This window comes from Gibbsiella dentisursi (assembly GCF_039539505.1).
Lineage (GTDB): Bacteria > Pseudomonadota > Gammaproteobacteria > Enterobacterales > Enterobacteriaceae > Gibbsiella > Gibbsiella quercinecans.
The window spans coordinates 624745-648046 of record NZ_BAABDG010000007.1 but is presented as its reverse complement, the minus strand read 5'-3'; the positions used below and the strand labels follow the sequence as shown (position 1 = coordinate 648046).

21 protein-coding genes are annotated in these 23302 nt (G+C 61.5%); 7 read left to right on the top strand and 14 right to left on the bottom strand.

The window, feature by feature from the left end; translation table 11 throughout:
• The first annotated feature begins 5 nt into the window (after positions 1-5).
• From ABFX35_RS17095 to ABFX35_RS17085, 3 genes are read left to right on the top strand one after another with little or no spacing between them, the layout of a single operon-like run.
• Positions 6-1043 (top strand): ABC transporter ATP-binding protein, encoded by a 1038-nt coding sequence (locus ABFX35_RS17095; protein ID WP_346082275.1) that lies wholly within the window; start codon positions 6-8, stop codon positions 1041-1043.
• Positions 1033-1797, top strand: a complete 765-nt coding sequence (locus ABFX35_RS17090) for an MBL fold metallo-hydrolase (protein WP_346082274.1) — start codon at positions 1033-1035, stop codon at positions 1795-1797. The genes ABFX35_RS17095 and ABFX35_RS17090 overlap by 11 nt, the downstream gene beginning before the upstream one ends.
• A 9-nt stretch (positions 1798-1806) precedes the next feature.
• Positions 1807-2850, top strand: coding sequence for a LacI family DNA-binding transcriptional regulator (locus ABFX35_RS17085; protein ID WP_346082273.1), 1044 nt, complete (start codon positions 1807-1809; stop codon positions 2848-2850).
• A 6-nt stretch (positions 2851-2856) separates the two neighbouring features.
• Here the strand turns inward: ABFX35_RS17085 and ABFX35_RS17080 are convergent, their stop codons facing one another.
• The 8 genes from ABFX35_RS17080 to ABFX35_RS17045 form a co-directional block, all read right to left on the bottom strand.
• A complete protein-coding gene (locus ABFX35_RS17080; protein ID WP_346082272.1) occupies positions 2857-3852 on the bottom strand; it encodes a LacI family DNA-binding transcriptional regulator in 996 nt (331 codons plus the stop codon).
• A gap of 21 nt (positions 3853-3873) precedes the next feature.
• A complete protein-coding gene (locus ABFX35_RS17075; RefSeq protein WP_346082271.1) occupies positions 3874-5313 on the bottom strand; it encodes an inositol monophosphatase family protein in 1440 nt (479 codons plus the stop codon).
• 43 nt (positions 5314-5356) lie between these two features.
• Positions 5357-6469 (bottom strand): ABC transporter substrate-binding protein, encoded by a 1113-nt coding sequence (locus ABFX35_RS17070; RefSeq protein WP_346082270.1) that lies wholly within the window; start codon positions 6467-6469, stop codon positions 5357-5359.
• 45 nt (positions 6470-6514) lie between these two features.
• Positions 6515-7594 (bottom strand): ABC transporter ATP-binding protein, encoded by a 1080-nt coding sequence (locus ABFX35_RS17065; RefSeq protein WP_279028331.1) that lies wholly within the window; start codon positions 7592-7594, stop codon positions 6515-6517.
• A gap of 1 nt (position 7595) precedes the next feature.
• The gene (locus tag ABFX35_RS17060; RefSeq protein WP_346082269.1) at positions 7596-9419 is read right to left on the bottom strand and encodes an ABC transporter permease; all 1824 of its coding nucleotides are present in this window, start codon (positions 9417-9419) and stop codon (positions 7596-7598) included.
• Positions 9420-9626: 207 nt separating this feature from the next.
• A complete protein-coding gene (locus ABFX35_RS17055; protein ID WP_346082268.1) occupies positions 9627-11165 on the bottom strand; it encodes an efflux transporter outer membrane subunit in 1539 nt (512 codons plus the stop codon).
• 1 nt (position 11166) lies between these two features.
• Positions 11167-12735: a DHA2 family efflux MFS transporter permease subunit gene (locus ABFX35_RS17050; RefSeq protein ID WP_095847684.1), complete on the bottom strand. Its 1569-nt coding sequence runs from the start codon at positions 12733-12735 to the stop codon at positions 11167-11169.
• A complete protein-coding gene (locus ABFX35_RS17045; protein WP_095847685.1) occupies positions 12732-13871 on the bottom strand; it encodes an HlyD family secretion protein in 1140 nt (379 codons plus the stop codon). The genes ABFX35_RS17050 and ABFX35_RS17045 overlap by 4 nt, the downstream gene beginning before the upstream one ends.
• Positions 13872-14248: 377 nt before the next feature.
• Between ABFX35_RS17045 and ABFX35_RS17040 the strand changes: the two genes are divergently transcribed.
• Positions 14249-14446: a DUF1493 family protein gene (locus tag ABFX35_RS17040; protein ID WP_346082267.1), complete on the top strand. Its 198-nt coding sequence runs from the start codon at positions 14249-14251 to the stop codon at positions 14444-14446.
• Positions 14447-14695: 249 nt separating this feature from the next.
• Here ABFX35_RS17040 and ABFX35_RS17035 read toward each other — a convergent pair whose 3' ends face one another.
• Together ABFX35_RS17035 and ABFX35_RS17030 are read right to left on the bottom strand one after the other, a co-directional pair.
• Entirely contained in the window at positions 14696-14935 is a 240-nt protein-coding gene (locus ABFX35_RS17035) for a helix-turn-helix domain-containing protein (protein ID WP_346082266.1), read from the bottom strand.
• Positions 14936-14945: 10 nt separating this feature from the next.
• A complete protein-coding gene (locus tag ABFX35_RS17030; RefSeq protein ID WP_346082265.1) occupies positions 14946-15509 on the bottom strand; it encodes a DUF2975 domain-containing protein in 564 nt (187 codons plus the stop codon).
• A 283-nt stretch (positions 15510-15792) separates the two neighbouring features.
• Between ABFX35_RS17030 and ABFX35_RS17025 the strand changes: the two genes are divergently transcribed.
• Positions 15793-16617: an isocitrate lyase/PEP mutase family protein gene (locus tag ABFX35_RS17025; RefSeq protein WP_346082264.1), complete on the top strand. Its 825-nt coding sequence runs from the start codon at positions 15793-15795 to the stop codon at positions 16615-16617.
• 1501 nt (positions 16618-18118) lie between these two features.
• Here the strand turns inward: ABFX35_RS17025 and ABFX35_RS17020 are convergent.
• Complete coding sequence (locus tag ABFX35_RS17020) at positions 18119-18901, bottom strand: NAD(P)H-dependent oxidoreductase (protein ID WP_279028430.1); 783 nt, start codon at positions 18899-18901, stop codon at positions 18119-18121.
• 85 nt (positions 18902-18986) lie between these two features.
• Here ABFX35_RS17020 and ABFX35_RS17015 point away from each other — a divergent pair, with 85 nt between their 5' ends.
• Entirely contained in the window at positions 18987-19880 is an 894-nt protein-coding gene (locus tag ABFX35_RS17015; RefSeq protein WP_346082263.1) for a LysR family transcriptional regulator, read from the top strand.
• Here the strand turns inward: ABFX35_RS17015 and ABFX35_RS17010 are convergent.
• Complete coding sequence (locus tag ABFX35_RS17010; protein ID WP_346082262.1) at positions 19861-21012, bottom strand: alpha/beta fold hydrolase; 1152 nt, start codon at positions 21010-21012, stop codon at positions 19861-19863. The genes ABFX35_RS17015 and ABFX35_RS17010 overlap by 20 nt on opposite strands.
• A gap of 101 nt (positions 21013-21113) precedes the next feature.
• On the opposite strand from ABFX35_RS17010, the gene ABFX35_RS17005 reads away from it, so the two are divergent.
• Positions 21114-21998, top strand: a complete 885-nt coding sequence (locus ABFX35_RS17005; RefSeq protein ID WP_279028437.1) for a LysR family transcriptional regulator — start codon at positions 21114-21116, stop codon at positions 21996-21998.
• Between the two features lie 47 nt (positions 21999-22045).
• On the opposite strand, the gene ABFX35_RS17000 is transcribed toward ABFX35_RS17005, so the two are convergent.
• Both ABFX35_RS17000 and tolR read right to left on the bottom strand, forming a co-directional pair.
• Positions 22046-22855, bottom strand: coding sequence for an energy transducer TonB (locus tag ABFX35_RS17000; RefSeq protein WP_279028440.1), 810 nt, complete (start codon positions 22853-22855; stop codon positions 22046-22048).
• A complete protein-coding gene (tolR, locus tag ABFX35_RS16995) occupies positions 22852-23301 on the bottom strand; it encodes a protein TolR (RefSeq protein ID WP_346082261.1) in 450 nt (149 codons plus the stop codon). Before tolR ends, ABFX35_RS17000 begins: the two co-directional genes overlap by 4 nt.
• Position 23302: the final 1 nt, after the last annotated feature.

Sequence of the window (23302 nt, the reverse complement as noted above, 5' to 3'; positions counted from 1 at the left end):
TCACCATGAAAAAGCTTGAACTTAAAAACATTCAAAAAGCCTATGGCCAGCAATGCGTTATTCCCCATGTGGACCTGACCGTGGAAGAAGGGGAGTTCGTGGTGTTCGTTGGCCCTTCCGGCTGCGGTAAATCCACCCTGTTGCGGATGATCGCCGGCCTGGAGAGCGTCACCCAGGGCGAGATCTTGTTGAACGGCAAGGCGCTGAACGGCGTGCATCCGTCAGAGCGCGAAGTCGCGATGGTGTTTCAGTCCTATGCGCTTTATCCGCATATGTCGGTTGAGAAAAACATGGGGTTCCCGCTAAAAATGGCCGGCATGGCCAAAGCGGCGATCGCGCAGAGCGTGCGGCAGACGGCAGAGAACTTACAGCTGACCCCGTTGTTAAACCGCCTGCCGGGCGAACTGTCGGGCGGCCAGCGGCAGCGGGTCGCTATCGGCCGGGCGATCGTCCGCCGCCCGCAGTTGTTTTTGTTTGATGAGCCGCTGTCGAACCTGGATGCCAAGCTGCGCAGCGAAATGCGTACCTATTTGAAACAGCTGCATCAGCAAATGAAGGCCACCATGATTTATGTTACGCATGATCAGGTCGAGGCCATGACGCTGGCCGATAAAATCGTGGTGCTCAATCAGGGGCGGATCGAGCAAATTGGCTCGCCCGAAGCGCTTTACCAGCAGCCGGCCAACCAGTTCGTCGCCGCCTTTATCGGCTCGCCGGTGATGAACTTTCTCGATGCCCGTCTGTTTAATACCCTGATCAACGGCGCGGCGATGGAAAACGTCGCCACCGTTGGCGTGCGGCCGAACCATGTGGTGATTGACGCCGCGCGCCCGGACTGTGAAATGACGATTAGCGTGGTGGAGCCGCTGGGCCATGCGCGTTTGTATTATGGCCAGCTGCAAGGCCAGCCCTTTATCGTCGAGAGCACGGCCGATTATCAAACCGGTGACCGTTTGCCGCTGCGGCTGGCGGATTCCCTGTTGCATTATTTCGACGCCGCGCAACGGCGCGTTGTGCCCGCAGAGGTGACGCATGCCGCGTGATTTTCAACTTGAGGTGATAGGTTGCGGCAATGCTTATGACGGGGAACATACCAACGCCAGCGTGCTGGTAACGGAGGGCGGCTATCAGTTGCTGATTGACTGTGGGCCGACCGTGCCGGCGGCGCTATTCGCCCAAGGGCGCGATCCGCATGGGATTGATGCCGTTTACCTTACGCATGCCCACCCGGATCACTGCCTGGGCCTGACGGCGCTGCTGAACTGGATGGCGGCCAATGGCCGGCGGCGGCCGCTGGCGCTGATCGCCCAACGTGCGCAGTGGCGCGTGATCGCGCCGCTGATTGATTACGCATTTTGGCCGCAGGCCACCGGCGGGTTTGCGCTCGTGCAGCAAGACAGCGAAACCGTAGCTTCGCTCGGCCCGTGGGCGTTGCAAACCTCGCTGACCCGCCACGCGGTGCCGAACCGTAGCCTGCACGTCACCACCGCCGGCGGGCACCAGCTGTTTTACTCCGGTGACGGATTATTGTCGCCGGCGGGCGAGTGGTTGGCGGCGCAAAGCGACTGGGTATTTTTAGAGTGTGAAGTGCTGGAACATCACCCCAGCCACGGCTCATGGCAGGCTATCGCCCCGTTGGCGCGCAAGCCGGGCAGCCAGTGGCGCTTGTACCATATCAGCCCGCACTGCCGCCCAGAGCTACGCGCCCGTACCGCAGGCATCGCCGGGCTGGCGTTGGCGCAAGAGGGGGAAACGCTGGCCGTCGCGGATATCGGCGCCCGCAGCGCCCGTGCATAAGGAACGGCCGTGTTTACGTTAAACAGGAGCAAGCTCATCGTTAATATGAATAAAAAAGTGACCGCCGCCGACGTCGCCGCTTATGTCGGCGTGTCGCGCTCGGCGGTGTCGCGCGCATTTACCGACGGCGCCAGCATCCAGCCAAAGAAACGCGCCAGCATCCTGGCCGCGGCGAAAGCGCTGGGTTACCAACCCAATTTCTTTGCCCGCACGCTGAGCACGCCGGCGCAGCGCAAACGTTCGAATCTGGTGGCGATACTGATCAGCGATTTTTCCAACCCCTATCAGTCGTATCTGTTTGAAGCGCTGTCGGCGGCATTACAACGCCACGGCAAGCAGCCGATGTTACTGAGCGTTAACCAGCATGAGGATCTCGATGACGCCATCCTGCGCTTATCAGGTTACCAGGTGGACGCCGTGGTTGCGGTTGTCGGATCGTTGCCGGCGGAGCGTTTCGGCCAGTGCCTGAAACTTTCATTGCCGCTGGTGACGCTGGGGCGCACCGATGCCCGCGGTTTAATTCCCGCGGTGCAGACTGATAACGTGCAGGCCGGCCGGTTGGCGGCCGCGCACCTGCTCTCGCTGGGGCTGACGCGGCTGGGGTTTGTCGCCGGGCGCGGCGATGGGCAAGCCTCCAACGAACGTTACCTGGGTTTTTGCCAGCAGATCCAGGCTATGGGGGGCGCGGCGCCGCAGCGGCTGGAAGCCGGGCGATATGGCTACGCGGCGGGTTTTGCGCTGGCCATGCGCGCGCGGGCCTCGCTGCGTGATATGGACGGCGTGTTTTGCGCTTGCGATACCTTGGCGATGGGGCTGATGGACTGCTGCCGCCAACAGGGGGGGCCGTCTGTTCCCGGCCAACTGAAAGTGATCGGTTGTGATGATGTGCCGCAGGCCGCCTGGCAAGGCTACCAATTGACCACGGTCGCCCAGCCGGTTGCGCAGATTGCCGAACGGGTGATCCAACTGCTGCACATGATGGCGGAGAGCGAAGAGGCCATCCCGGCGCTCACGAGCCTGGCGCCGGCATTGCGGGTACGCGGCAGCGCGTAGGCCGGTTCAGCCTAAACGCACCGTTTTGCGCCATACCGGCGGCGCCTGGAACAGGCGCTTGCCCGGCAGGCGCGGCGCTGATGCCGGCTGCAACAGTTCCATGATGGCGTTCGCCATCTCCGCCAGCGGCTGGGCGAAGGTGGTGAGCTGATAGCCGCCCCAGCTCGCCTGTTCGATGTCGTCGAAACCGATAACGCAAAGATCCTCGGGAATACGCAACCCCCATTCATGACGGGCCACGTCGATAACGCCGCAGGCGAGCAGATCGGTCACGCAAAAAATACCGTCCGGCCGGTTCGGCCCCGCCAGCAGTTGCCGCGCGGCGGCAGCGCCGCTGGCATAGTCGGCCGGCCCCGGGCGCGCTACCTGGCACTGAGCGCCGGCGGCTTCGAGAAACTTGCTTTCCCGTATCACCATGCTGGGTGAACGGGCGGAAGACGAGACCAGGGCGATGCGCTGGCAGCCGGCCTGGCGCAGCATATGGTGAGCATCGGCCATGGTTGAGGTGTAATCGATGTCGATATTGTCGGCGCCGGCGAATTGCCCCATGCGGTTAATCAGTATCACCTGCTGGCCGCTTTGCAGGCAGGTTTCCACCAGCGAGGTTTGTGGCCTGCCCGACAGCACGATGGTGGCGGCGGCGCGGTAATTCAGGGTTTGCCGCAGCGCGGCGTCGGCGCTTTCTTCCCCGCCGTCGGTATTGATCACCATCACGGCGCGCTGCGCCTGATGCAGGCGCCGGGTGATCTGGTCCAGCAGGCTGGCCTGGTAGGGCGCGCTCAGGTTGCCGCCGAGGAGACAAACCGGGCGGCTGGCCGGTTTGGACAGGCCGCGCGCCAGATGGTTTACGTGGTAGTTAAGCGCTTCGGCGGCGGCCAACACTTTGCGCCGGGTTTCTGCCGAAACGCTGCTGCCGGGGGTAAAGGTGCGCGACACCGCCGAGCGGGAAACCCCCGCCAGGCGCGCCACTTCGGCAGCGCTGGCCATGTTTTTCACGCTCATGCCGTGGCCTCCTGGCGGGGTTTATTGCCCAATGCCCAACCCTGCCGCGTTTAACGCCTGTTCCATCTCAATAGCGCGCTGCGCCAGGGCCACCATTTCCGGCTTCGGTGTTTCGTACCATTCGTCTGGGTGCAGGCGGCGTTTATCGCGGATATGGGCGATAGCGGCATCCAGCGTCGGGTAACGGGCCGGGCACTCCAGGTGCATAAACAGGGCCACCAGCGCCACCGACCGGCTGCGGCCGCCGCGGCAGTTGACCAATACATTGCCGCGCTCGCGGTTGCGGTAAGACGGCTTGGCGGGGATTTGCTGCAGCAGGGCGGAGCGCATCAGGTGATAGCCCGCGTGCAGCATGGTCGGCGCGTTGCCCTCGCCGTCGATGAGCCCCAGTTTGTAATAGCGAATGGCCCCGGCGCCGTGGTTGAGCAAGTGCGCGCCGATGTTCGCTTCCGGCGTGGAAACCCAGTCGATATCCAGGTTGACGGCGCAGTTGATCACCGTCTTGATGCCGTACTGTTCCAGCAGCGCCAGATCGGTCACGCCGCTGGAGCCGCCGATATAAATATCCATTCCCCAGCCGGGAAAATCGGATGCGATCAGGCTGATGGCCGGGCGATCGTAATGCGTAGTGGCCAGCGATTCTTCGGCGGGGGGCAACGCCGCCGTGGCGACCGGAATGCCGGTCGCGCGCGCCAGCGCATTGACCACGGCCGGTGCGGCCGCTAACACCGGCAGCCCGTTAAAGATGTCTGCTGCGTGGGTGGGGATGTACCCGGTGCGGCCGCCGGCTTCACGTACCAGCAGTAGCCCGGCCAGGCAATCCCAGGCGTTCATGTGCAGTTCGGCGTAACCGTCGGTGCGGCCTTCCGCCACCCAGGCCAGCGCCAGCGCACCCGAGGCGCCGCGCCGCACGTTCGCTCCCTGGCCCAACAGCGCGGCCAGCACGTCCAGATAACGCCGCTGCGGCACGCGGGTTGACCAGCCGAGCTCAAACGTGGCGTTGCGCACGTCATCGGTGGCGACGCACTGCAGCGGCCGGCCGTTTTTCTCGGCGTAGTGGCCGCGCCGCGCCAGGTACAGCTCCTGGCTGGCGGGGTTGTAAATGGCGCCCAGCTCGGTGACGCCGTCGGCGACGAAGGCGATGGCGACGCAAAAATGCTCGATGCCGCGCGCGAAGTTCGCGGTGCCGTCGATGGGATCGATCACCCACAGGCGGGTGGCATCGCAGGCCGTGCTGCCGGTTTCCTCACCCAGCAGGGTGTCTTCGGGAAACGCCGCGGCAATGGCCTGGCGGATCTGCTGTTCTACCAGGGTATCGGCTTCGGTCAGGAAGTCCTGGTGGCCTTTCAGTGAGAACGCTCCCGGCTGGCGGGAACGGAAGTGGCCGAGCGCCGTCTCGCCGGCGGCGAGGATAATGCGTTTTAACGCAGCTTCACGCTGCGCCAGGTTAATCTGTGTCAAAGGGCTCTCCCAGTCTGAAAATATCGGGCGCGCGGCGGCGCGGTTATTTTTGGTAGTTCAGGTTCCAGAGATCTTGCCAGTCCTGGCGGCTCTGCCAGTCCGTCTTGGCGCTGGTGGTCTGGTAGACCATCAGCTCCGTGCGGTATTTTTCGATGCCCGAAGCCTCGTTTGCCGGCAGTTTTACCGCCGGGTTGGTGGACATTTTGCCGTCCACGCCTTGCGGTGCGATGCCTTCGGCGGTCATCAGGTAATGGACAAACAGCCTGGCGGCGTTCGGGCTGTGGCTACCGGTCGCCACCACGCCCAGGCTGGGGTAGTTCCAGCCGATAAACGGCTTCATTCCGTTGCACAGGCCCAGCTTCATTCCCTGTTTGTTATCGCGGAATTTCGCGGTGGAAACCAGCCCGACGAAATCGCCTTTGCCATCCGGCGCGCCAATCGCTTCGGCCGCGTCGTTGTCGGAATGCGTCAGCAGCGGGCTGTTGGCGGCCAGCGCCTTAACGAACGCCGCCGTCGCCGTGCTTTCGTCGGTTTCCAGCGGTTTGCCGTACGCCTGTTGATAGGCGGCGCGCACCTCTTGATCATAGTGGGTGGCCATCTGGCTGAACCAATCCGTGTAGGCCGGTTTGCTGGTGGGATCCTGCATGGCGACTTTGCCGCGCCACTGCGGCTCGGTCAGTTGCCAGATATTGGTGATGGGGCAACGGCCGTGATGCGCGGTGTTGTAGGCAAACACGTTCGGCGCCAGCACCACCGTCAACGGTGCCTGATACTGTGCCGGCACGGTGGCCTTCATGTCATCCGGCACCCAGCTTTGCACATAGCCTTTGTTTAACAGCTGCGCCATGCCGGCCGGGGCGTCTTCGATGATCGCCACATCGGCTTTCACGTTGTGCGCCTGCGCTTCACGGCTGATGATCTCGATGATCTGCGGCGCGTCGGCCTTAATGCCTACCGCGTTAACGCCATATTGCTGACTAAAGCTTTTCGCCTGCTCGACGATCTTGCCGGTGGAGGCATAAACGGTGATTGGCGCTTCTGTTTTGGCGTTGGCAATCAGGGTGGAGAGATCCAGCGGTTCGGCCGCGTTGACGCCGGCAGCACCGGCGACACAGACGGCGAGTATCGCCAGACGCGTTATCAATTTGCGGTTCATCACATTTCCTTGGGTTGCGGTTAAGCGAAACGGCTATCGTGGTGGTTAGCGCCCATACGGTTCCTGGCGTTGCCCCTGCTGGTTGAAGAAGTGCAGGGCGGCGGCGGGCAACTGGCAGTGCACCTGTTGGTTGGCCTGCCAGCGCGGGCGCAGTTGCGTTGAGTGAAACAGGCGATCGCCGTCTTTTACCAGCTCGATCACCCAACTGCCGCCGGTGGGCATGATGTTGTCGATCGTCATCGGAATGCTGTCGCTGTGCGGCTGCTCGCACAGCGCGATCTCCTCTGGGCGAATGCCGCAGGTATGCGCCGTTTCCCGCAGGGCAAAGCGCTGCTGCAGGTGGGCGGCCAATGCGCTGGCCGGCTGATTGAGCGGGATCATGTTCAGCTTCGGCGTGCCGATAAACTCGGCGACAAAGCGGTTGGCGGGCCTGGCGTAAATCTCATCCGGCGTGCCCACCTGCTGGACATGTCCGGCGCTCATCACGGCGATGGTGGTGGCCAGCGTCATCGCTTCCCACTGGTCGTGGCTGACGAACACGATGGTGGTGCCGAAGGCGGCGTGCAGGCGGCGCAGCTCCGCGCGCATTTCCAGGCGCAGGGTGGCGTCCAGGTTGGACAACGGCTCATCGAGCAGCAGTACGCCGGGGTTGACCGCCAGCATGCGCGCCAGTGCGACGCGCTGTTGCTGGCCGCCGGAAAGCTGTGCCGGATAGCGGCCGGCATACTCGGCGATGCGCAGCTTTTCCATCACGTCCCGGCTGCGGGCAATACGTTCCTGCTTCGGCACTTTTTGCAGCCGCAGGCCAAAATCGACGTTCTGCTCCACCGTCATGTGCGGCCACAGGGCGTAGCTCTGGAACACCAGCCCGACGCGGCGGCGCTCCGGCGGCACAAAGGCCCCCTGGGATACGGAATCCATCACCGCATCGCCGATGGCGATCTCGCCGCCGCTGGCGTGTTCAATACCGGCGATCATGCGCAGGATGGTGGTTTTGCCGCAGCCGGAGGGGCCAAGCAGGCACATGAATTCGCCGTCTTTAACGGTCAGGTTGATGGCGTTGACCGCCGGCTGTTTGGCGCCGGGGTAAGTTTTGCTCAGGTTGGTCAGGGTAATGGCGGGCATGTCAGTTCTCCAAACCTTCAGCCAACCCGGTACCGGAGATTTTTTGAATCAGTACCGTGCCGGCCCATGAAATCAGCGCGATCATCAACACCACGGCGTTGGCCGCCTGCTGGTAGTTGTAGTCAATCAAGCGCAGTGAATAGGTGGTCAGGACGTCGGTGGCGGGGATCGCCAGGATGATGAACAGGCTGACGCCCTTAATACCGGAAATAAATGGCAGCAGAATGCCGGTGGTCAGCGGCGCGGCCTGGATGGGGATCACAATCCGCCCGATGCGGGTGAACCAGCCGGCGCCGGCCACGCGCGCCGCTTCCTCCGGCTCTTTGCCCAACTGGGTCATTGCGGCGATGCCGGAACGGCTGGCATAGGGCATTTTCTCGGCGATCAGCGCAATCACCAGGATCAGCGGGGTGCCGTACAGGGCGGGCACCGGGCCGCGCGCGACGGCAAACAGCGACAGGAACGCGGCGGCGAAGGCAATGCCGGGCACCAGGTAGGGCAGGAAGGTGATCTGGCGTAAAAACCCGCCCACCCAGCGCACCGTGCTGCGTATCACCGCATAGCCGACCAACAGGCCGAGGACGCCGGAGGCCAGCGATGCCGAGCCGACAATCACCACGGTGTTCCAGACCGCGTGCCAGAAATCCGGCGTAATCAGAATGCCGTTATGCAGGGCTACCGTATCCAGATGATGGCCAATCCAGAAATCGAAGGTGAAGTTGTCGGCGCTGAACCGCCCCGGCAGTTTCATGATGGTGGAAAAGAACAGCGTGAGCAGCGGTATGGCCACGCCCAGCAGCACAAACAGCAGTGCGGCCGCCCCGGCGGCCAGGCGCCAGCGGCCGAGATGGCGGCGGCGATCCAGCCCACCCTTACCGCTGACGGTAACGAAGCGTTTGGCTTCGCGCAGCATGCGCATATCCAGCAGCAGTGTGATCATGCCCATCAGCATAATCACCGCGGCGATCACCGCGGCAACGCCGGTCTGGCGTGAACCCAACGCGCGGTACAAACCGGTGGACAGCGTATCGAAGTGCACCGGCAAGCCGAGAATGTACGGAATGGCGAACTCGCCGATGCAATCGGCGAAGATCAGCAGTGCGGCCGACAGCAGCGCCGGGCGCACCAGCGGCACAATAATCCGTAGCGCGATAACCTGGCGTGAGGCGCCGAGCACCCGGGCGCAATCTTCCAACTGGCTATCCATGCGTTTCAGGGCGTTGCCGACGATCAGGATCACCAGCGGCGCGTAGTGCAGCACCATGATCGCCACGATCGGGAAATAGCCATAGGCCAGCCAGTTCGGCGTGTGGAAGCCGAGGGTTTCCAGCCAGCCGGGTTGGCCGCCGACGGTGTGGTTTTTAAACAGCGTGGTCCAGGCCAGCGCGAAGGTCCAGGAGGGCAGCATAAACGGCACGATCAGCGCAGTGGCGAACCATTTGCGCCCGGCCATATCGGTGCGGTTGACCAGCCAGGCGAGGCTGACGCCGACCACCAGCGCACCCAACACGCTGCTGATCGCCACCGCCAGCGTATTGAGCAACGGCGTCCACAGCAGCAGGCTGGACATGCGCGAAGCCAGGGTGCGCAGCAGATAATATTGGGTAAAGGCGCCTTCGGCTGCCTGCACGCGCTCGCTGTCGCCGCTTTGCACGACGATGGCGTCAAGCAGAATCGACAGCACCGGCGCCAGGATGATCCAGGCAAACAGCACTATCAACAGCATGCCAATCAGGTTCGCCGGCTCGTGGCGGGCGATGGTGAAAGCGTGCCGGAATTTGCACCACCATGAAGGCGGTGCCGGGTTAACGGCTTCGGGCGTCACGGGGGATTCCCTTTTCTGTTTTTAGACAGGAAAGGACTATATCGGCGCTTTATGACGGCCCGGTGACCGTTTTGCACATAGGTGCAATTATTTTTAGTGTGCTTGTGCAGGGCGTTAACAAAGGGGAGAGGCGGTTGCCCGGCGGATGACGCGCTGGCCGATGTGTTGCCCCCACGGCGGCCGGCCGCGGGGGCAACGCCCGTTTTTTTAGCTGCCGGCCGGGCCGAATACCGGGTAATCGGGCAGCCTGGCCTGCTGATAAGGTTCCCAGCCGCCGCCCAGCGCTTTATATAACGCCACTAGATCCAGGCTGCTTTGCATGTGCGCCTGGCTGGCCTGTTGCCTGGCCTGCGCCAACTGGCGCTGGGTATCCAGCGCGTCGATAAACGAAGACAGCCCCTGGCGGTAGCCGTCGCTGGCCAGTTCAAACGCGTTTTGCAATGCGTCGACGGTGTGATCAAGCTCCTGCGCCTGTTGCTGATCGGCGCGGTAGCTCACCAGCGCGTTTTCCACATCCTGCAGCGCGGTCAGCACCGTCTGGCGGTAGCCCAGCGCGGCGCTGGCTTGCTCGGCGCGCGCCAGCTTAACGCCGGCCACCAGCCGGCCGCCCTGAAATATCGGCAACGAAATCGAAGGGCCGTAGCTGTAGAAATGGCTGCTCCAGTTATCCAGATAGCTGGCGTCGGTATTGCGTACGCCGAACTGGCCGGTTAGCGACAGATCCGGGAACAACTGTGCGATGGAAACACCAATGTTGGCGGTGGCGGCATGCAGCTGCGCCTCCGCTTCGCGCACGTCCGGCCGGCGCCTGGCCAGCGTGGACGGCACGCCGACCGGCACCGCCTTCGGCAAGGCGGGCAGCGGCTTATTCGCCGCCAGTTCGCCATCCAGCGCGCCCGGCGGCTGGCCGATAAGCACCGCCAGGCCGTTCATCGCCTGATGGATCTGCGCCTGGTATTGCGGCATCTGCGCGCGCAGCGAGCCAAGCTGGGCGCGGGCGTTTTCCACGTTCATTTGCGGCGCCAGGCCATTGCGCTGTTGGCTTTGCGTCAGTTCCAGCGTCTGCTGTGCGATCTCAATCTGGCTGGCGAGCGTCTGGCTGGTGGCCTGCGCCCCGCGCAGCTGTAAATAGGTTCTGGCGACTTCCGCCTCCAGTGACACCAGCGCGTCGTTGCGGTTTTCGATGGCTTGCTGCTGCTGGGCGCCGGCCATTTCCACCTGCCGGCGCACTTTGCCCCAGAGATCCAGTTCCCAGGAGGCATCGAAACTGCCCTGATACAGCCCTACCGGCTGGGCCAGGCTATCCAGCGCCGAGCTCAGGCTGGGATCGACCTCATCCACCTTGCTGTATGCGCCATGGGATTCCAGGATCCCCTTCAGCCCCATCTGCTGGCGCTGTACCGACGCTTTGCTTTCCACCGCCGGATACCAGGCGCCGCGCGCCTGGTTCAACTGCTGGCGCGAACCGGCAATGCGCAGCACGGCTTGTTGCAAGGTCAGATTGCCGGCGATCGCCCGCTCCACCAGGCTGTCGAGCTGCGGATCGTGAAAGGATTTCCACCAGTTGGCGTCGATCGCCGTGGCCTGCGGTTTTGACGCGCCGTCGGAAGCCAACGTATTAAACCCGCCCGGCGTGTTGGGCGTGGGGGCCTGGTAGTCAGGCCCGACCGAACAGGCGCAAAGCGCCAGCAGGGCCGTTGCCAGTAAGCCGGCTCGTGAGGCGGAAAATGAGGGGTAAACCGTCATGTCAGTGTGCTCCCGCACTGCCTTTGCTCTTGATGGGCGCAAGCAGTAAACAAAAAGGAATAAGTAGCAGGGCGATAACGCTCAGGCCGGTAAAAACGTCAATGTAGGCGAGGATGCGCGCTTGCTCGATCATGGTTTTGTATAACTGGCCGGTGGCGAGAGAAATGGGATCGCCCGTCTGGGTGGTGAAATCCCTGATCGCTTGCGCCCAGCGTTCCACCGTCAGGTTAAAAGGCTCATTCAGGGTTGACATGTTGTGCACCATATTGGCGCTGTGGGCCTGTTGGCGTTCGGTGATCATCGCCGTGGAGAGTGAAATGCCGATCGAGCCCGCCACGTTGCGGCACATAGTGAACAGGGCGGAGGCATCGGCATTTAGCCGCTGCGGTATGGTGACGAACGCAATGGTGGTCAGCGGCACAAACAGGAAGCCCAGCCCGATGGTTTGGGCGCTGCGCATCAATACCAGCGTGGTGAAGTCAACGTTCGGCGCAAGCGTGGCGGAATAGACGAACGAGGCCGACAGGCAGAAGAAGCCGAAGGCGATCAGCCAGCGGGTTTGTATCACCGGCATCAGCCGCAGCACCAGCGGGATCGACAGCACGATCAGCACGCCGCCCGGCGAGAGGATCAGCCCGGACCAGGTGGCGGTATAGCCCAGATCCTGTTGCGCGAGCTGTGGGATCACCACCGCGCTGGCGTAGAGGATCATCGCCATGCCTGCCATCAGCACGCAGGAGGCCGCAAAGTTGCGGTCTTTCAGGCAGTAGAGATCAACCACCGGCTTTTTGGCGTACAGCAGCCAGTAGACGGCGCCGACCAGGCCAATGGTCGTCAGGATGGCAAAGGTGATAATGAAGTTTGACTGGAACCAGTCTTCATCCTCGCCGCGATCGAGCATCACCTGCAGGCAGCCCAGCCCCAGGGTGATCAGGCCGATGCCGATGTAATCGATGCTGAGCTTGCCCTTCGCCGTCTTGCGTTCCCACGGCGGATCTTCCAGCAGCTGATAGATCGCCAGCGCGCTGAAGATGCCGACGGGAATATTGATGAAGAACACCCAGCGCCAACTGTAGTTATCGGTGATCCAACCGCCGAGCGTCGGCCCGATCACCGGGGCGACGATCACCGCGATGGCGGAAAGGCCGAACGCCTTGCCGCGATCCTCCACCTTAAAATAATCCAGCAGCACCGATTGCTGAACCGGCTGTAGCCCGCCGCCGAAAAAGCCCTGCATGATCCGGAACAGAATAATCTGCCATAGCTCGGTGGCGATGCCGCACAGGAACGAGCAGAGCGTGAACATCACGATGCAGATCAGGAAAAATTGCTTGCGGCCGAATACCCGGCTCAGGAATGCGGAAATCGGCAGCACAATGCCGTTGGCCACCAGATACGAGGTTAGCACCCAGGTAGATTCATCATAGCTGGATGACAGCGAGCCGGCGACGTGCGGCAGCGCCACGTTAACGATGGTGGTGTCCAGGATCTCCATAAACACCGCCAGCGTGACAGTAATGGCCACCAGCCAGGGGTTGCTGGCCGGCTGCCAGCTCTGGCTTTGGCTCATTTCACCGTCACCCTGGGTTCAACCGACAGGCCCAGCGGCAAAGGTTTGTCGGCGTCCAGCCCTTTATCGATGACGATTTTCACCGGCACGCGCTGGACGATTTTCACAAAGTTGCCGGTGGCGTTTTCCGCCGGGAAGGCGGAGAAGCGCGAGCCGGAACCCATCTGAACGCTGTCGACATGCCCGTGCAGTGTGATATCCGGCCAGGCGTCGACGGTGATATCCACCGGATTGCCCGGGCGGATGCGCGCCAACTGGGTCTCTTTGAAGTTGGCGCTGATCCACACCTCGGGGGAAACCAGCGAGAACAATGAACTGCCTGCCTGCACCAGGCTGCCGAGCTGCACGTTACGCCGGGTGATAAAGCCATCGTAAGGGGCGCGCACTTCGGTGTAGGCCAGGTTCAGGTTGGCGGTGTTGAGCTGGGCCTGTGCCTGCTGAACCTGCTGCTGGCGCGCCTCAACGGTGGTTTCCTGTTGGCGGATTTGCAGCGCGATCTGCGAGGCGATTTCCACCTGCGCTTTGGCGCTTGCCAGCTCGGCCCGTGCGCTTCTCAACTGGGCGCTGGCCGCATCGATATTGCGTTGCGAGGTGGCGCGCGGATCTACGCCCCGTTGCCGTTTGTCGTCTTCCTGCGCGTTGAGCAGGTTGGCCTGCGCCTTGGCCAACTGGGCCAGCGCCTGATCTTTCTGCGCCGGGTATTGCACTTTGGCGAGATCCAGCGCCGCCTGTGCCTGATGCAACTGCGCGACGGCCAGCCCCAGTTGGGCCTGGGCCTGATCGCGCTGGGCGGTGTTGTCGCGTGGATCGATAACCACCAGCAGCTGGCCGCGTTTCACCCGCTGGTTGTCTTTCACCAACAGTTGGGTGACAAAGCCCGACGTTTTTGGCGCGATGGTGACCGCGTCGGCTTCGGTATAGGCATCGTCGGTGGTTTCAATATTGCGTGTAGCCAGCCAGTACCACAGGGCGACGATCAGCATCACCACCACCACGATCGCTAAAACAATCAGCGGCTTTTTACCGGGGCGCCGGCGTTCGGGTTGTTCGCTATCTTGGTCTTGTTGCGGGTTGTTTTCTTGATGACGCGGGTCATCCGCTGACGGTGAAATCGATTGATTAGCCATAGTTCTCATCTGTGTAAGATGGGCTCAAGCCGAAGCCCTGGAATTAACGCTGTGATGTTGGGACAGATAATGGGTCCGGCAGTACCGGATTGTGCTGAGTGTGGATTAAATTCCAGATGCCGCTTGCTCTGCTGATACACCGTGCCGTGGTTGTTAGCGGCGCCGCGTCGTGGCCTTGCGAGCTTATAATTTTTTGTCTCTGTTTGACCATAAGACGAACGTGCCGGGCAATCAAGGCGCCGGCAGGTAAATAACGGGTAAGAAAGTGAAACGACGCATGGCCGTGCGTGGTTGATGTGGGTAATTTTATCGTTTTGATATTAATTGTTTTTTTTCTTTTCCTCTGGCGGCTACCATGCCGATATACGGATGATGGGCAGGAAAACGTGACACGATCTGTAACGATATTTTTTGCCGATTGGGCAGGAATTATTCATTCCTTGCCGGCAGTAGATAATTATTATTATTACCCATGGAAGAGCAAACCTTTATTCCCGCGTAAGCAACCCAATGAGGATAAAAAACCGTTAACAATCATTATGTATATTGAATCCGCCAACGCTGGCCACTGGCTTTACGATTAATCATACGTAAATAGGGGCTTTGTGATATCCATCAATAGGTTGTGGGTGCCTTATGGATGGCGGTGATGCACTAAAATTGCGGGATGTGTTTTAGATTTGAGGAGCGTGGTGTTGCTACGTTTATCTTGAAGACAAACAAGCCGAGCGGCCAGGCATTGAAGCGGCGATTATTAAACCGCTGGCGATTAAGACGCCGAAACAGTAAGGAAATGGTTAAGCCGGGAAATACCCGGCATTTTTGTATAAAAATTAATCTATTAACAAATTAGATGCCGGGCCGTCATCGTCGGGGGAATAAACCAGAATGTCGCCCGGTTGGCAGTCCAGATACCGGCAGATCGCTTCCAGCGTCGCAAGCCGTACGCCTTTAACCTTTCCCTGTTTCAACAGGGAAAGGTTTTGCTCGGTGATTCCAATGGCTGCCGCCAGTTCCCTGGATTTGACCTTTCTTCTGGCCAGCATAACGTCCAGCGTGATCACAATGGGCATAGCGCGTCCTTTATACAAACAGCTGATTTTCGGCACTGATCTCGCTTGCGCGGCGCAGAATCCGGGCAATCACGATAATGCAGGCCGCAAGAAAAAGCGCCACGACCGCAGATGAATCCACACTCAATGAAATCAAGCGCTGACCAACCGGTTCCCGCATTGTCATCCAGATGCTAAGAAGCGGTTCGCACAGAAAATTCAGCACGACCCAAAGCACGACTGACTGACCCATCTTTTCCAGATAGCGGGATGACGATACGGAAAAATAGTTCCGTGACGAGTAGTTGGTGAACAAAGATCGCAGATTCAGTAGGCCAGCCGAAAGCGAAAGCAAGGGCACGCTGGAAATAAGAATCGCGCCGAGCCTTTGCCACCATGGAAAGGTACTTAGATCTTGATTCAGCGATGAGATTAACTGGTTTGACAGGGAAAAAGCGAAACCGTACCCACCTTCAACAGAAGCTAGCGTGGGAAAAAGCCAGACGGCGACATTCAGCGCCAGCATGATGATAGTAAGCCACAGAGTAATTATCGCCATGCGGCGACAGAACATAGCCAGACGATCCGATGCCATAGAAACCTCACAGAGAGAACGATGGAAATTAGTACAACGATAGCACTTATTTTATCGTAAAACGATAATTTTTTATCGCTTAATGGTTGGCTTGGTTGTTCGCCTTGCTATAGGGTTTCACCGGTTCCCCGTAGCGCTACCCACTAAAAATTTTATGATAATGAATTCACTGATATACCCTCCCTACAGCAAGTAGAGGGTGTGTGCCTTGCCACTTGGCGTCTTTGGGATATACATTCGGTGGAAAACACTCCCGCGCCAGCGGGCTGACAGGGGAACGGTGATGGCGAATATCAGCAGCGATTTCAGAAAATTACATGAGGCACCCGGCGCATTCATCATCCCCAACCCGTGGGATATCGGGACGGCCAGAATTCTGGCCGCAATGGGGTTCAAGGCGTTGGCGACAACCAGCGCCGGCATGTCTTTTTCCAAGGGGCTACGCGAGGGCAGCGTAGATCGGGCTACCACGTTGGCGCACTGCCGCGCGCTGGTTGAGGCGACGCCGTTGCCGGTATCGGCCGATCTGGAAAACGGCTTTGGCGACAGCCCGGAGATCGTGGCGGAAACCATTCGCGCCGCAGGCGAGATTGGCCTTGCCGGCGGCTCGATCGAAGATTACAGCGGCCGTCGCGAACGGCCGATTTATGATTTTCAACTGGCGGTTGAGCGCATCCAGGCCGCAGCGGAAGCGCGCGATAAACTGGCGCAGGATTTTGTGCTGACGGCCCGCTGCGAGAACTACCTGTGGGGCAAGCCAGATCTCGACGATACCATCGGGCGGCTGCAGGCTTTTGAACAAGCCGGCGCGGATGTGCTTTATGCGCCCGGCCTCCGGGATTTAGACACCATTCGCACTCTGTGCGGCGCCCTGTCAAAACCGGTTAACGTTATTGCCGGCATCCCGGGCGCCACCTTCAGCATGGCGCAATTGGAACAGGCGGGCGTGAAGCGTATCAGCGCCGGTTCATCGTTATCCCGGCTGGCGCTGGGCGCGTTTATCCGCGCTGCCGAAGCGATGGGCGAGGCGGGCGACTTTTCCGCCCTGGAAGGCGCGATGGGCTTTAGCGACATTGAACGCTATTTCCCACCGCAGCGGCGACGGTAACGCCGGTCTATCGGGTTATACTCGTCATACTTCAAGTTGCAGGTGTGTTCAATCTATAGCCACCGGGCAACCTAACCACCGGTTTCGACATGGGTTAATCTCAAAGACGATGTATTAGGTGAGTGGAGCACGGGGGTTGAAGCCATTGAAGGCGCCGAACGGCGGAACGGCGCATAGGCGAAACCGCCAGGACGGCGGTTTCAGGCGAGACAGGCAGGGACGCCTGTCGTAGCCGGCCGTGATGCGAAGTGACACAGTGAGGGCAGCCGCGCAGCGGCCGCCTGATATGGCGCAGGCGCGGGTCGTTAGGGGACGCGCCTACGGCCCCTAACTCGGGCGCGGGCTACGGTGCCGCAAAAAGCCACGATATGATGGCGACCGAAACCCTCTCGGTCAGGGCAAAGAACGTTGCTGAAACCGTACTCTGTAACCCGCTGTGTAAGTGGAATTGCCTTAATCGTATCGAGTTCCTTTGCGGCAATTATGCACGGCAATTGTCAGGGCCGAAGGCCCGGCCCCGACACCCCGGCCTGCGCTTAACATGGCCTGCCCGCTGCGCGGGTACCCTCGCGGCGTCCCCGTCGCCGGACGGGTCGGCTACGACAAACATCCCTGTTTGTCTCGCCTCAATCGGCCTTCCGTGGCCGATTGCCCCTGGCAACGGTGCCTTGCTCGGCAGCCCAAGATGCGCGCTAAACGTCAACACCCCAATCTATCGCCACCGGGCAACCTAACCACTGGTTTTGACATGGGTTAATTCATCAATTTCAAAGACGATGCATTTGGTGAGTGGAGCACGGGTGTGGAAGCCATTGAAGGCGCCGAACGGCGGAACGTAGCATAGGCGAAACCGCCAGGACGGCGGTTTCAGGCGAGACAGGCAGGGACGCCTGTCGTAGCCGGCCGTGATGCGAAGTGACACAGTGAGGGTAGCCGTGCAGCGGCCGCCTGATATGGCGCAGGCGCGGGTCGTTAGGGGACGCGCCCACGGCCCCTAACTCGGGCGCGAGCTACGGTGCCGCAAAAAGCCACGATATGATGGCGACCGAAACCCTCTCCGAACTCGACAAAGAACGTTGCCGAAACAGTACTCTGCAGCCATCAGCGTAAAGGGAATTGCCTTAATCACCCCGCGTTTCTTTGCGGCAATAGTGGCAGGCAATTGTCAGGGCCGAAGGCCCGGCCCCGACACCCCGGCCTGCGCTTAACATGGCCTGCCCGCTGCGCGGGCACCCTGGCAACGGTGCCTTGCTCCGCAGCCCAAGATGCGCGCTAAACGTCAACACCTCCTATACCCTTCATACTTCGAGCCGCAGGTGGGTTGACTTTATTACTCGGCTCGTCCTTGGGCCTCGCCGCTATGGGGCCGCTGCCAGCAGCGTTCAAATCTGCTCCTGGTAGATTTGTCGCTGTGTTGCCGCATGATTCGGCCATACTGCCTCACCCCTTCGGGGCCAGCGCTGTTCAAAAACGCTTTTGCATTTTTGTCCTGCAACTCGAATTATTTAGAGTATAGATGGATCGGCAAGCCGGTTTGCCCTGGCGCAATCTCCTCCCTGAGCGTCAGTTCCGGAATGGTATATGCACCGCCGTTTTGCGGCCGGAATGGCAGTGGCGGGGTGCTCCACAGGTTATCGAGCCGCTGCCCAAGTTGTGCGCTCACCTGTTCAAAGCGCGCCGCGTCCATGCGGCCAGTGCGGTAGATCACAAACGGCGGCAGCACGTCAAAGCCGGGGTAAAACAGTGTGCCATGCTGGATCGGGAACAGCAGATCGTCGATCGGTCCGTTCACCCCGCGTGGGCCGTAGTGGCTTTCCCAACCGCCGGCGGTGACCAGCAGCATCGCCCGTTTCCCCTGCATCGAACCTTCGCCGTAACGATCGCCCCAGTGGCTGTCGGAGTGTTCGCCCATGCCATAGGCAAACCCATAGGCGTAAACGCGTTCCACCCAGCCTTTGAGGATCGCCGGCATTGAAAACCACCATAGTGGGAACTGCAGGATCACCGCATCCGCCTGGCGCAGTTTTTCCTGCTCGGCGCTGATATCCGGGCTTTGCGTTCCCCGTTCATAGGCCCGTTTGGAATCAAGATCCGGTTTAACAGGTTCGCCGGCCGGTTTAGCGGTGTTGTCGCTGGCGTCGAGTACCGCTTTCCAGCCCATGGCGTACAGATCCGATACCTGCACCTGGTGCCCGGCGGCGGCAAGATGGCACACGGCAAAGTCTTTAAGCGAACCGTTCAGCGACGTGGGTTCGGGGTGGGCATAAACAATTAATACATTCATCTGTGGCCTCCGTTAAGTGTCTGGAGGCAGAGTAGGGGCTGCTACGGTATAGTTGAAATGAATTAGATAAATAACAGGTATTGTCATGAGTAATTTTGCAGCCCTGGATCTTAATCTACTGCTGACGCTGGATGCATTGCTGGCCGAGCACAATGTCACCCGCGCGGCACGGCGCTTAAACCTCTCCCAGCCTTCGGTTAGCGTGCAACTGGCGAAGCTGCGCGAATTCTTTGACGATCCGCTGTTGTTGCCGGGGCCGCGTGGCATGCGGCCCACTGCCCGGGCAGAGGAACTGCGCGCGCCATTGCGCCAGGCGCTGGCCTCGCTTGAAGAGGCCATTTTGCCATCCCGGCCATTTGAGCCGGCCGTGGCCCAGCAAACCTGGCGCGTTGCCGCGTCGGACTACACGGAATTGACCATTATCCTGCCTGCGCTGGCCGGTCTGCGTGCCGCCGCGCCCCATAGCCGGCTGGCTATTTTTGGCAAAGAGCCGGCGCGTCTCGCCGAACTGGCCGAGCAGGGCGACATTGATTTGGCTTTTCATACCCTTGAAGGGGCGCCCGAGGGGCTGCGCCACCGCCTGCTGTTTACCGAGCGCTATGTGCTGGCTGGCCGTTGCGGCCATCCGCAGTTGCAAACGCGGCCAACGGTCAGGCAATTCAGCGCGCTTTCGCATGTGATCGTCTCGCCCGACGGCGGCGGTTTTCAGGGGATTACCGATAGCGTTCTGGCCGCCGTGGGGCTGGAGCGCAACGTGGTGCTCTCGGTGCCGCATTTCCTGTTTGTGATCGCCGTGCTGGCCAAGACCGATCTGGTGGCGATGTTGCCTGAGCGCCTGGTGCGCGATCAGCCTGGGCTACTGCAGGTGGCGCCGCCGGTTGCGGTGCCCGGTTTTGAAATGGCGATGCTGTGGCATGAACGCGTCCACCGCGATCCTGCCCACCGCTGGCTGCGGGAGTTTATTGCGGATTCTCTGTAAACGGCTGTGCTGGATTTACTGCATCAGGCGCCAGGAACCGGCTGACGGCAGCCAGGAACTGGCCTCTTCCCGCGTCGTCCCGATCGAGATGCACAAAGTGCGTGGCTTCGGGAAGCGGCAGCAGCCGCGCGTTCGGCGCTTCTTGCACCAGCGCGCTGGCGTCTTCCGGGCGGCTCCAGAAATCCCTGCCAGAGCGGATCACCAGCACCGGCATCGTCAGCCGTGCGGCTTGCCACTGCTTTTTACCCAGCGCCAGTTCAAAGCTGTCGGCCATCGCACCGCTGGGGGCGCGAAAGCCGGGCGGATCCCGTTGATAAGCGGTGTCGTCCGATGCCAGCGCCGCATCAGCATAGGCCTGGGCGACTTGCGCATCACGCCAGCGCGTCTTGTCGGTCACGGGAATACTGTTGTCCCAGGCCGGGAACAGGCTGGCACGGCTATTGATGCGGTAGCCGCCGAACAGGGCGGCGTTAAACGTACCCGGTTTTTCCGGCGTATCCAGCGGCGAACCCAGGCCAAGCTGAGGGTGGTGGCGGCTGCCGCCGTAAAGGGTGTTGTAGAGCACCAGCCGATCGACATGCTGTGGAGCGTGCGCGGCATAAGCGCCGGCCCAGTGCCCGCCGGTTGCCCAACCGACGATGCTGACCTTATCGCGCTGCGTCCACTGTGAGATGGCGCGGATCGCCGCACCGATATCGGCCACCGCGTCGGCGGTGCGCATCAGCGGCGCGCTTTGCTCTGGGGGTTGGCTCATCGCCGCCGGCCGGCTGGAATAGCCGTAGCCCCGTAGATCCATGACATACACACGGTAGCCGGCCGCCGCCAGATCGCCGGCCAGCGAGCCGCCCGGCACCGGCAGTTCGAAAGAGGCGAGGCCCGGCACGCGTGCGCCGTGCACCAGCAATACCGGCGCAGCGCCGTTGTCAGGCAACGCCGCCAACCGCACCTCACGAATAAACAGCGCGGCGCCCGGCGTGAGAGAAACCGAGCGATCTTTGCGCACCAGCGTGGCTTCCGCCGCGGGTTGAGGCGGCTCCACGCCGCCGGCTAAAGGGGCCACGGCCAGCAGCAGGCCCGCCAGCGTTTTCCTGCCGCGGGCAACATAACGATGTGCAAGGGTTGCATTGCTCATAGCGCCATTTCCTGAGTGAAATAAGGCTTATCATCAATACGTGTTGGTGATATGTCTAATACTATCCATAGTGTTGTTTAATACATTTAAGGTATCGCGTTATGTTAAGCCTGCGTCAGCTGCGGCAATTCTTGGCGGTGGCGGAAACCATGAACTATCGCCGGGCCGCCGAGCGTTTGCATATGGCCCAGCCGCCCCTGACCGCCGCTATCCGCAATATGGAGCAGGCGCTGGGTGTGCGCCTGTTTGAAAGAACCAACCGCATCATCGGGCTAACCGCCGCCGGGGTGGTGCTGCAAGAGGAAGCGCGCCGCACGCTGGCGCAGATGGCGCGAGCGGAAGCCTTGACTCAACGCGCGGGGCAAGGGCTAAGTGGTTCGCTGCGCATTGGTTTTGTCGCCAGCGCGGTGCGGCACCGGCTGCCGGCGATGATCGCCCGTTTTGGCAACGATCACCCGCAGGTCGCGCTGGAACTGCACGAAGCGCCCACCGCACGCCAGGTGAAAGCACTGTTGGACGATCGGTTGGATGTCGGCATCGTCGCTTTACCGGTGCCGGAATATGCCGCGGCGCATCTGGCGCTGCAACCGTTGCTCACCAGTCCGTGGGTGGCGGTGTTGCCGCACGGGCACCCGCTGGCGGCGGTGGATGAGTTGCCGCTTGGCGCGCTGGCGGATGAACCCTGGGTCATGTTCCCGCAGGGCGAAGGCCCCGGCCTCCATCACGCGATTCTCTCGGCCTGCCGGCAGGCAGGGTTTACCCCGCGCGTCGCCCAGCAGGCGGTGCAGATGGAAACCCTCATCGGGCTGGCGGCGGCGGGGCTGGGCGTGGCGCTGGTGCCTGAATTCCTGCGGCGCAGCGGCTGGGATAACGTGGCTTTCTGCCCGCTGGCGCCGCAGGGCGCGCCGGTGCCGTATCAGGTGGCCCTGGCCTGGCGCAAGCAGCAAACGCTGCCGCCGCCAGTGGCGGCGTTTATCAACCCGTAAACAGGCGCTGCCGGCGAGCAGCCCCACGGCAGCGGGGCCACGTTGAGTTACTGAATCCGGTAGTGGAAGGTGTTTTTCACCTGCGGCACATCCACCGGCTGGCCGTTGATCACCCGTGGCTGATAACGGAAGGTTTTGGCGGCGTTGATCGAGGTGCGCACAAACAGCGGGTTACAGTCGCTTTGCGCCTGCGGATCTTCCACTTCTCCGCGCCGGTTTACCCGGTAAACCACGGTACAGTTGCCCTCTATCTTGCGGCTGAGCGCTTTTTCCGGGTAGTCCGGCGTTTGCTTGCTGATGGGCTGATACTGGCGCCCGTTGCTCTCCGCCTCTGCGGCCTGGCGGGCGTTCTGTGCGGCGCGTGCGGCGGCCTGGCTTTGCAGCGCTGCCTGGCGACGTTGCTCATCGTCCGCGCGCTGTTGCGCCAGCGCCTGCTGTTGCTGCTGTTTTTCCTGTTGCCGGCGCCGGGTTTGTTCCGCTTTGCGCTCGCGCGCCTGCTGCTGGCGCGCCAACTGCGCTTTATCCGGCTTGGGCGGCGTTGCCAATTGCGGCTTGCTCACGGCGGGCGGTTCGGCCGGCGGCGGCGGTGCCGGCGTGGGGGCTGGCGCAGGAGGCGCTTCTGGCGTTGGCTGCGGGGCCGGTTGCGCGACGGCGGCGGGTTCAGCCGCCGGCAGGGTGATCAGCGTGGTGTGCAGATGGCGCACCACCGGCGCCGGCGGCGTTTTCATTTGCCAGTGTTGCAGCAGAAATGCCGCCAGCAGCAGGTGGGCGGCCAGTGCAACGGCGCCGGCGATGATACGCGCCCGCCAGGCGGGCGCCGTGTTTACGGTGGCATCGGGGAAGTAACAGGCACTCATTGTGGTGCCTCGGTAATCAGCCCGATGTTTTCGATGCCGCTTTTTTGCAGCGCGGCCATGCAGGCGACGACGCTGCCGTAGTTGGCGGCCTGGTCGGCGCGGATGTAAACCTGGGTGTCGCCTTTGGCGGCGATAATCGCCGCCACTTTGGCGCTCACCTCTTCCAGCGTGACGGCCTGCGCTGAGTCGGCGCGCTGTTCGGGCTGCACGTCGCTTGCCAGGTTCCAGTAATAGGTGGCGTCGGCTTTAACCGACAGGGTCAGCACCTGGCGCTGGTTGTCGGCAGGCAGCGTTTCGCTGGCCACTTTCGGCAACTCCAGTTTTACGCCCTGCAGCAGCATCGGTGCGGTGACCATAAAAATCACCAGCAGCACCAGCATAACGTCTATATAGGGAACGACGTTCATTTCAGCCTTGGGGCTATGGCGTAACGGTGGTCTGCGCATA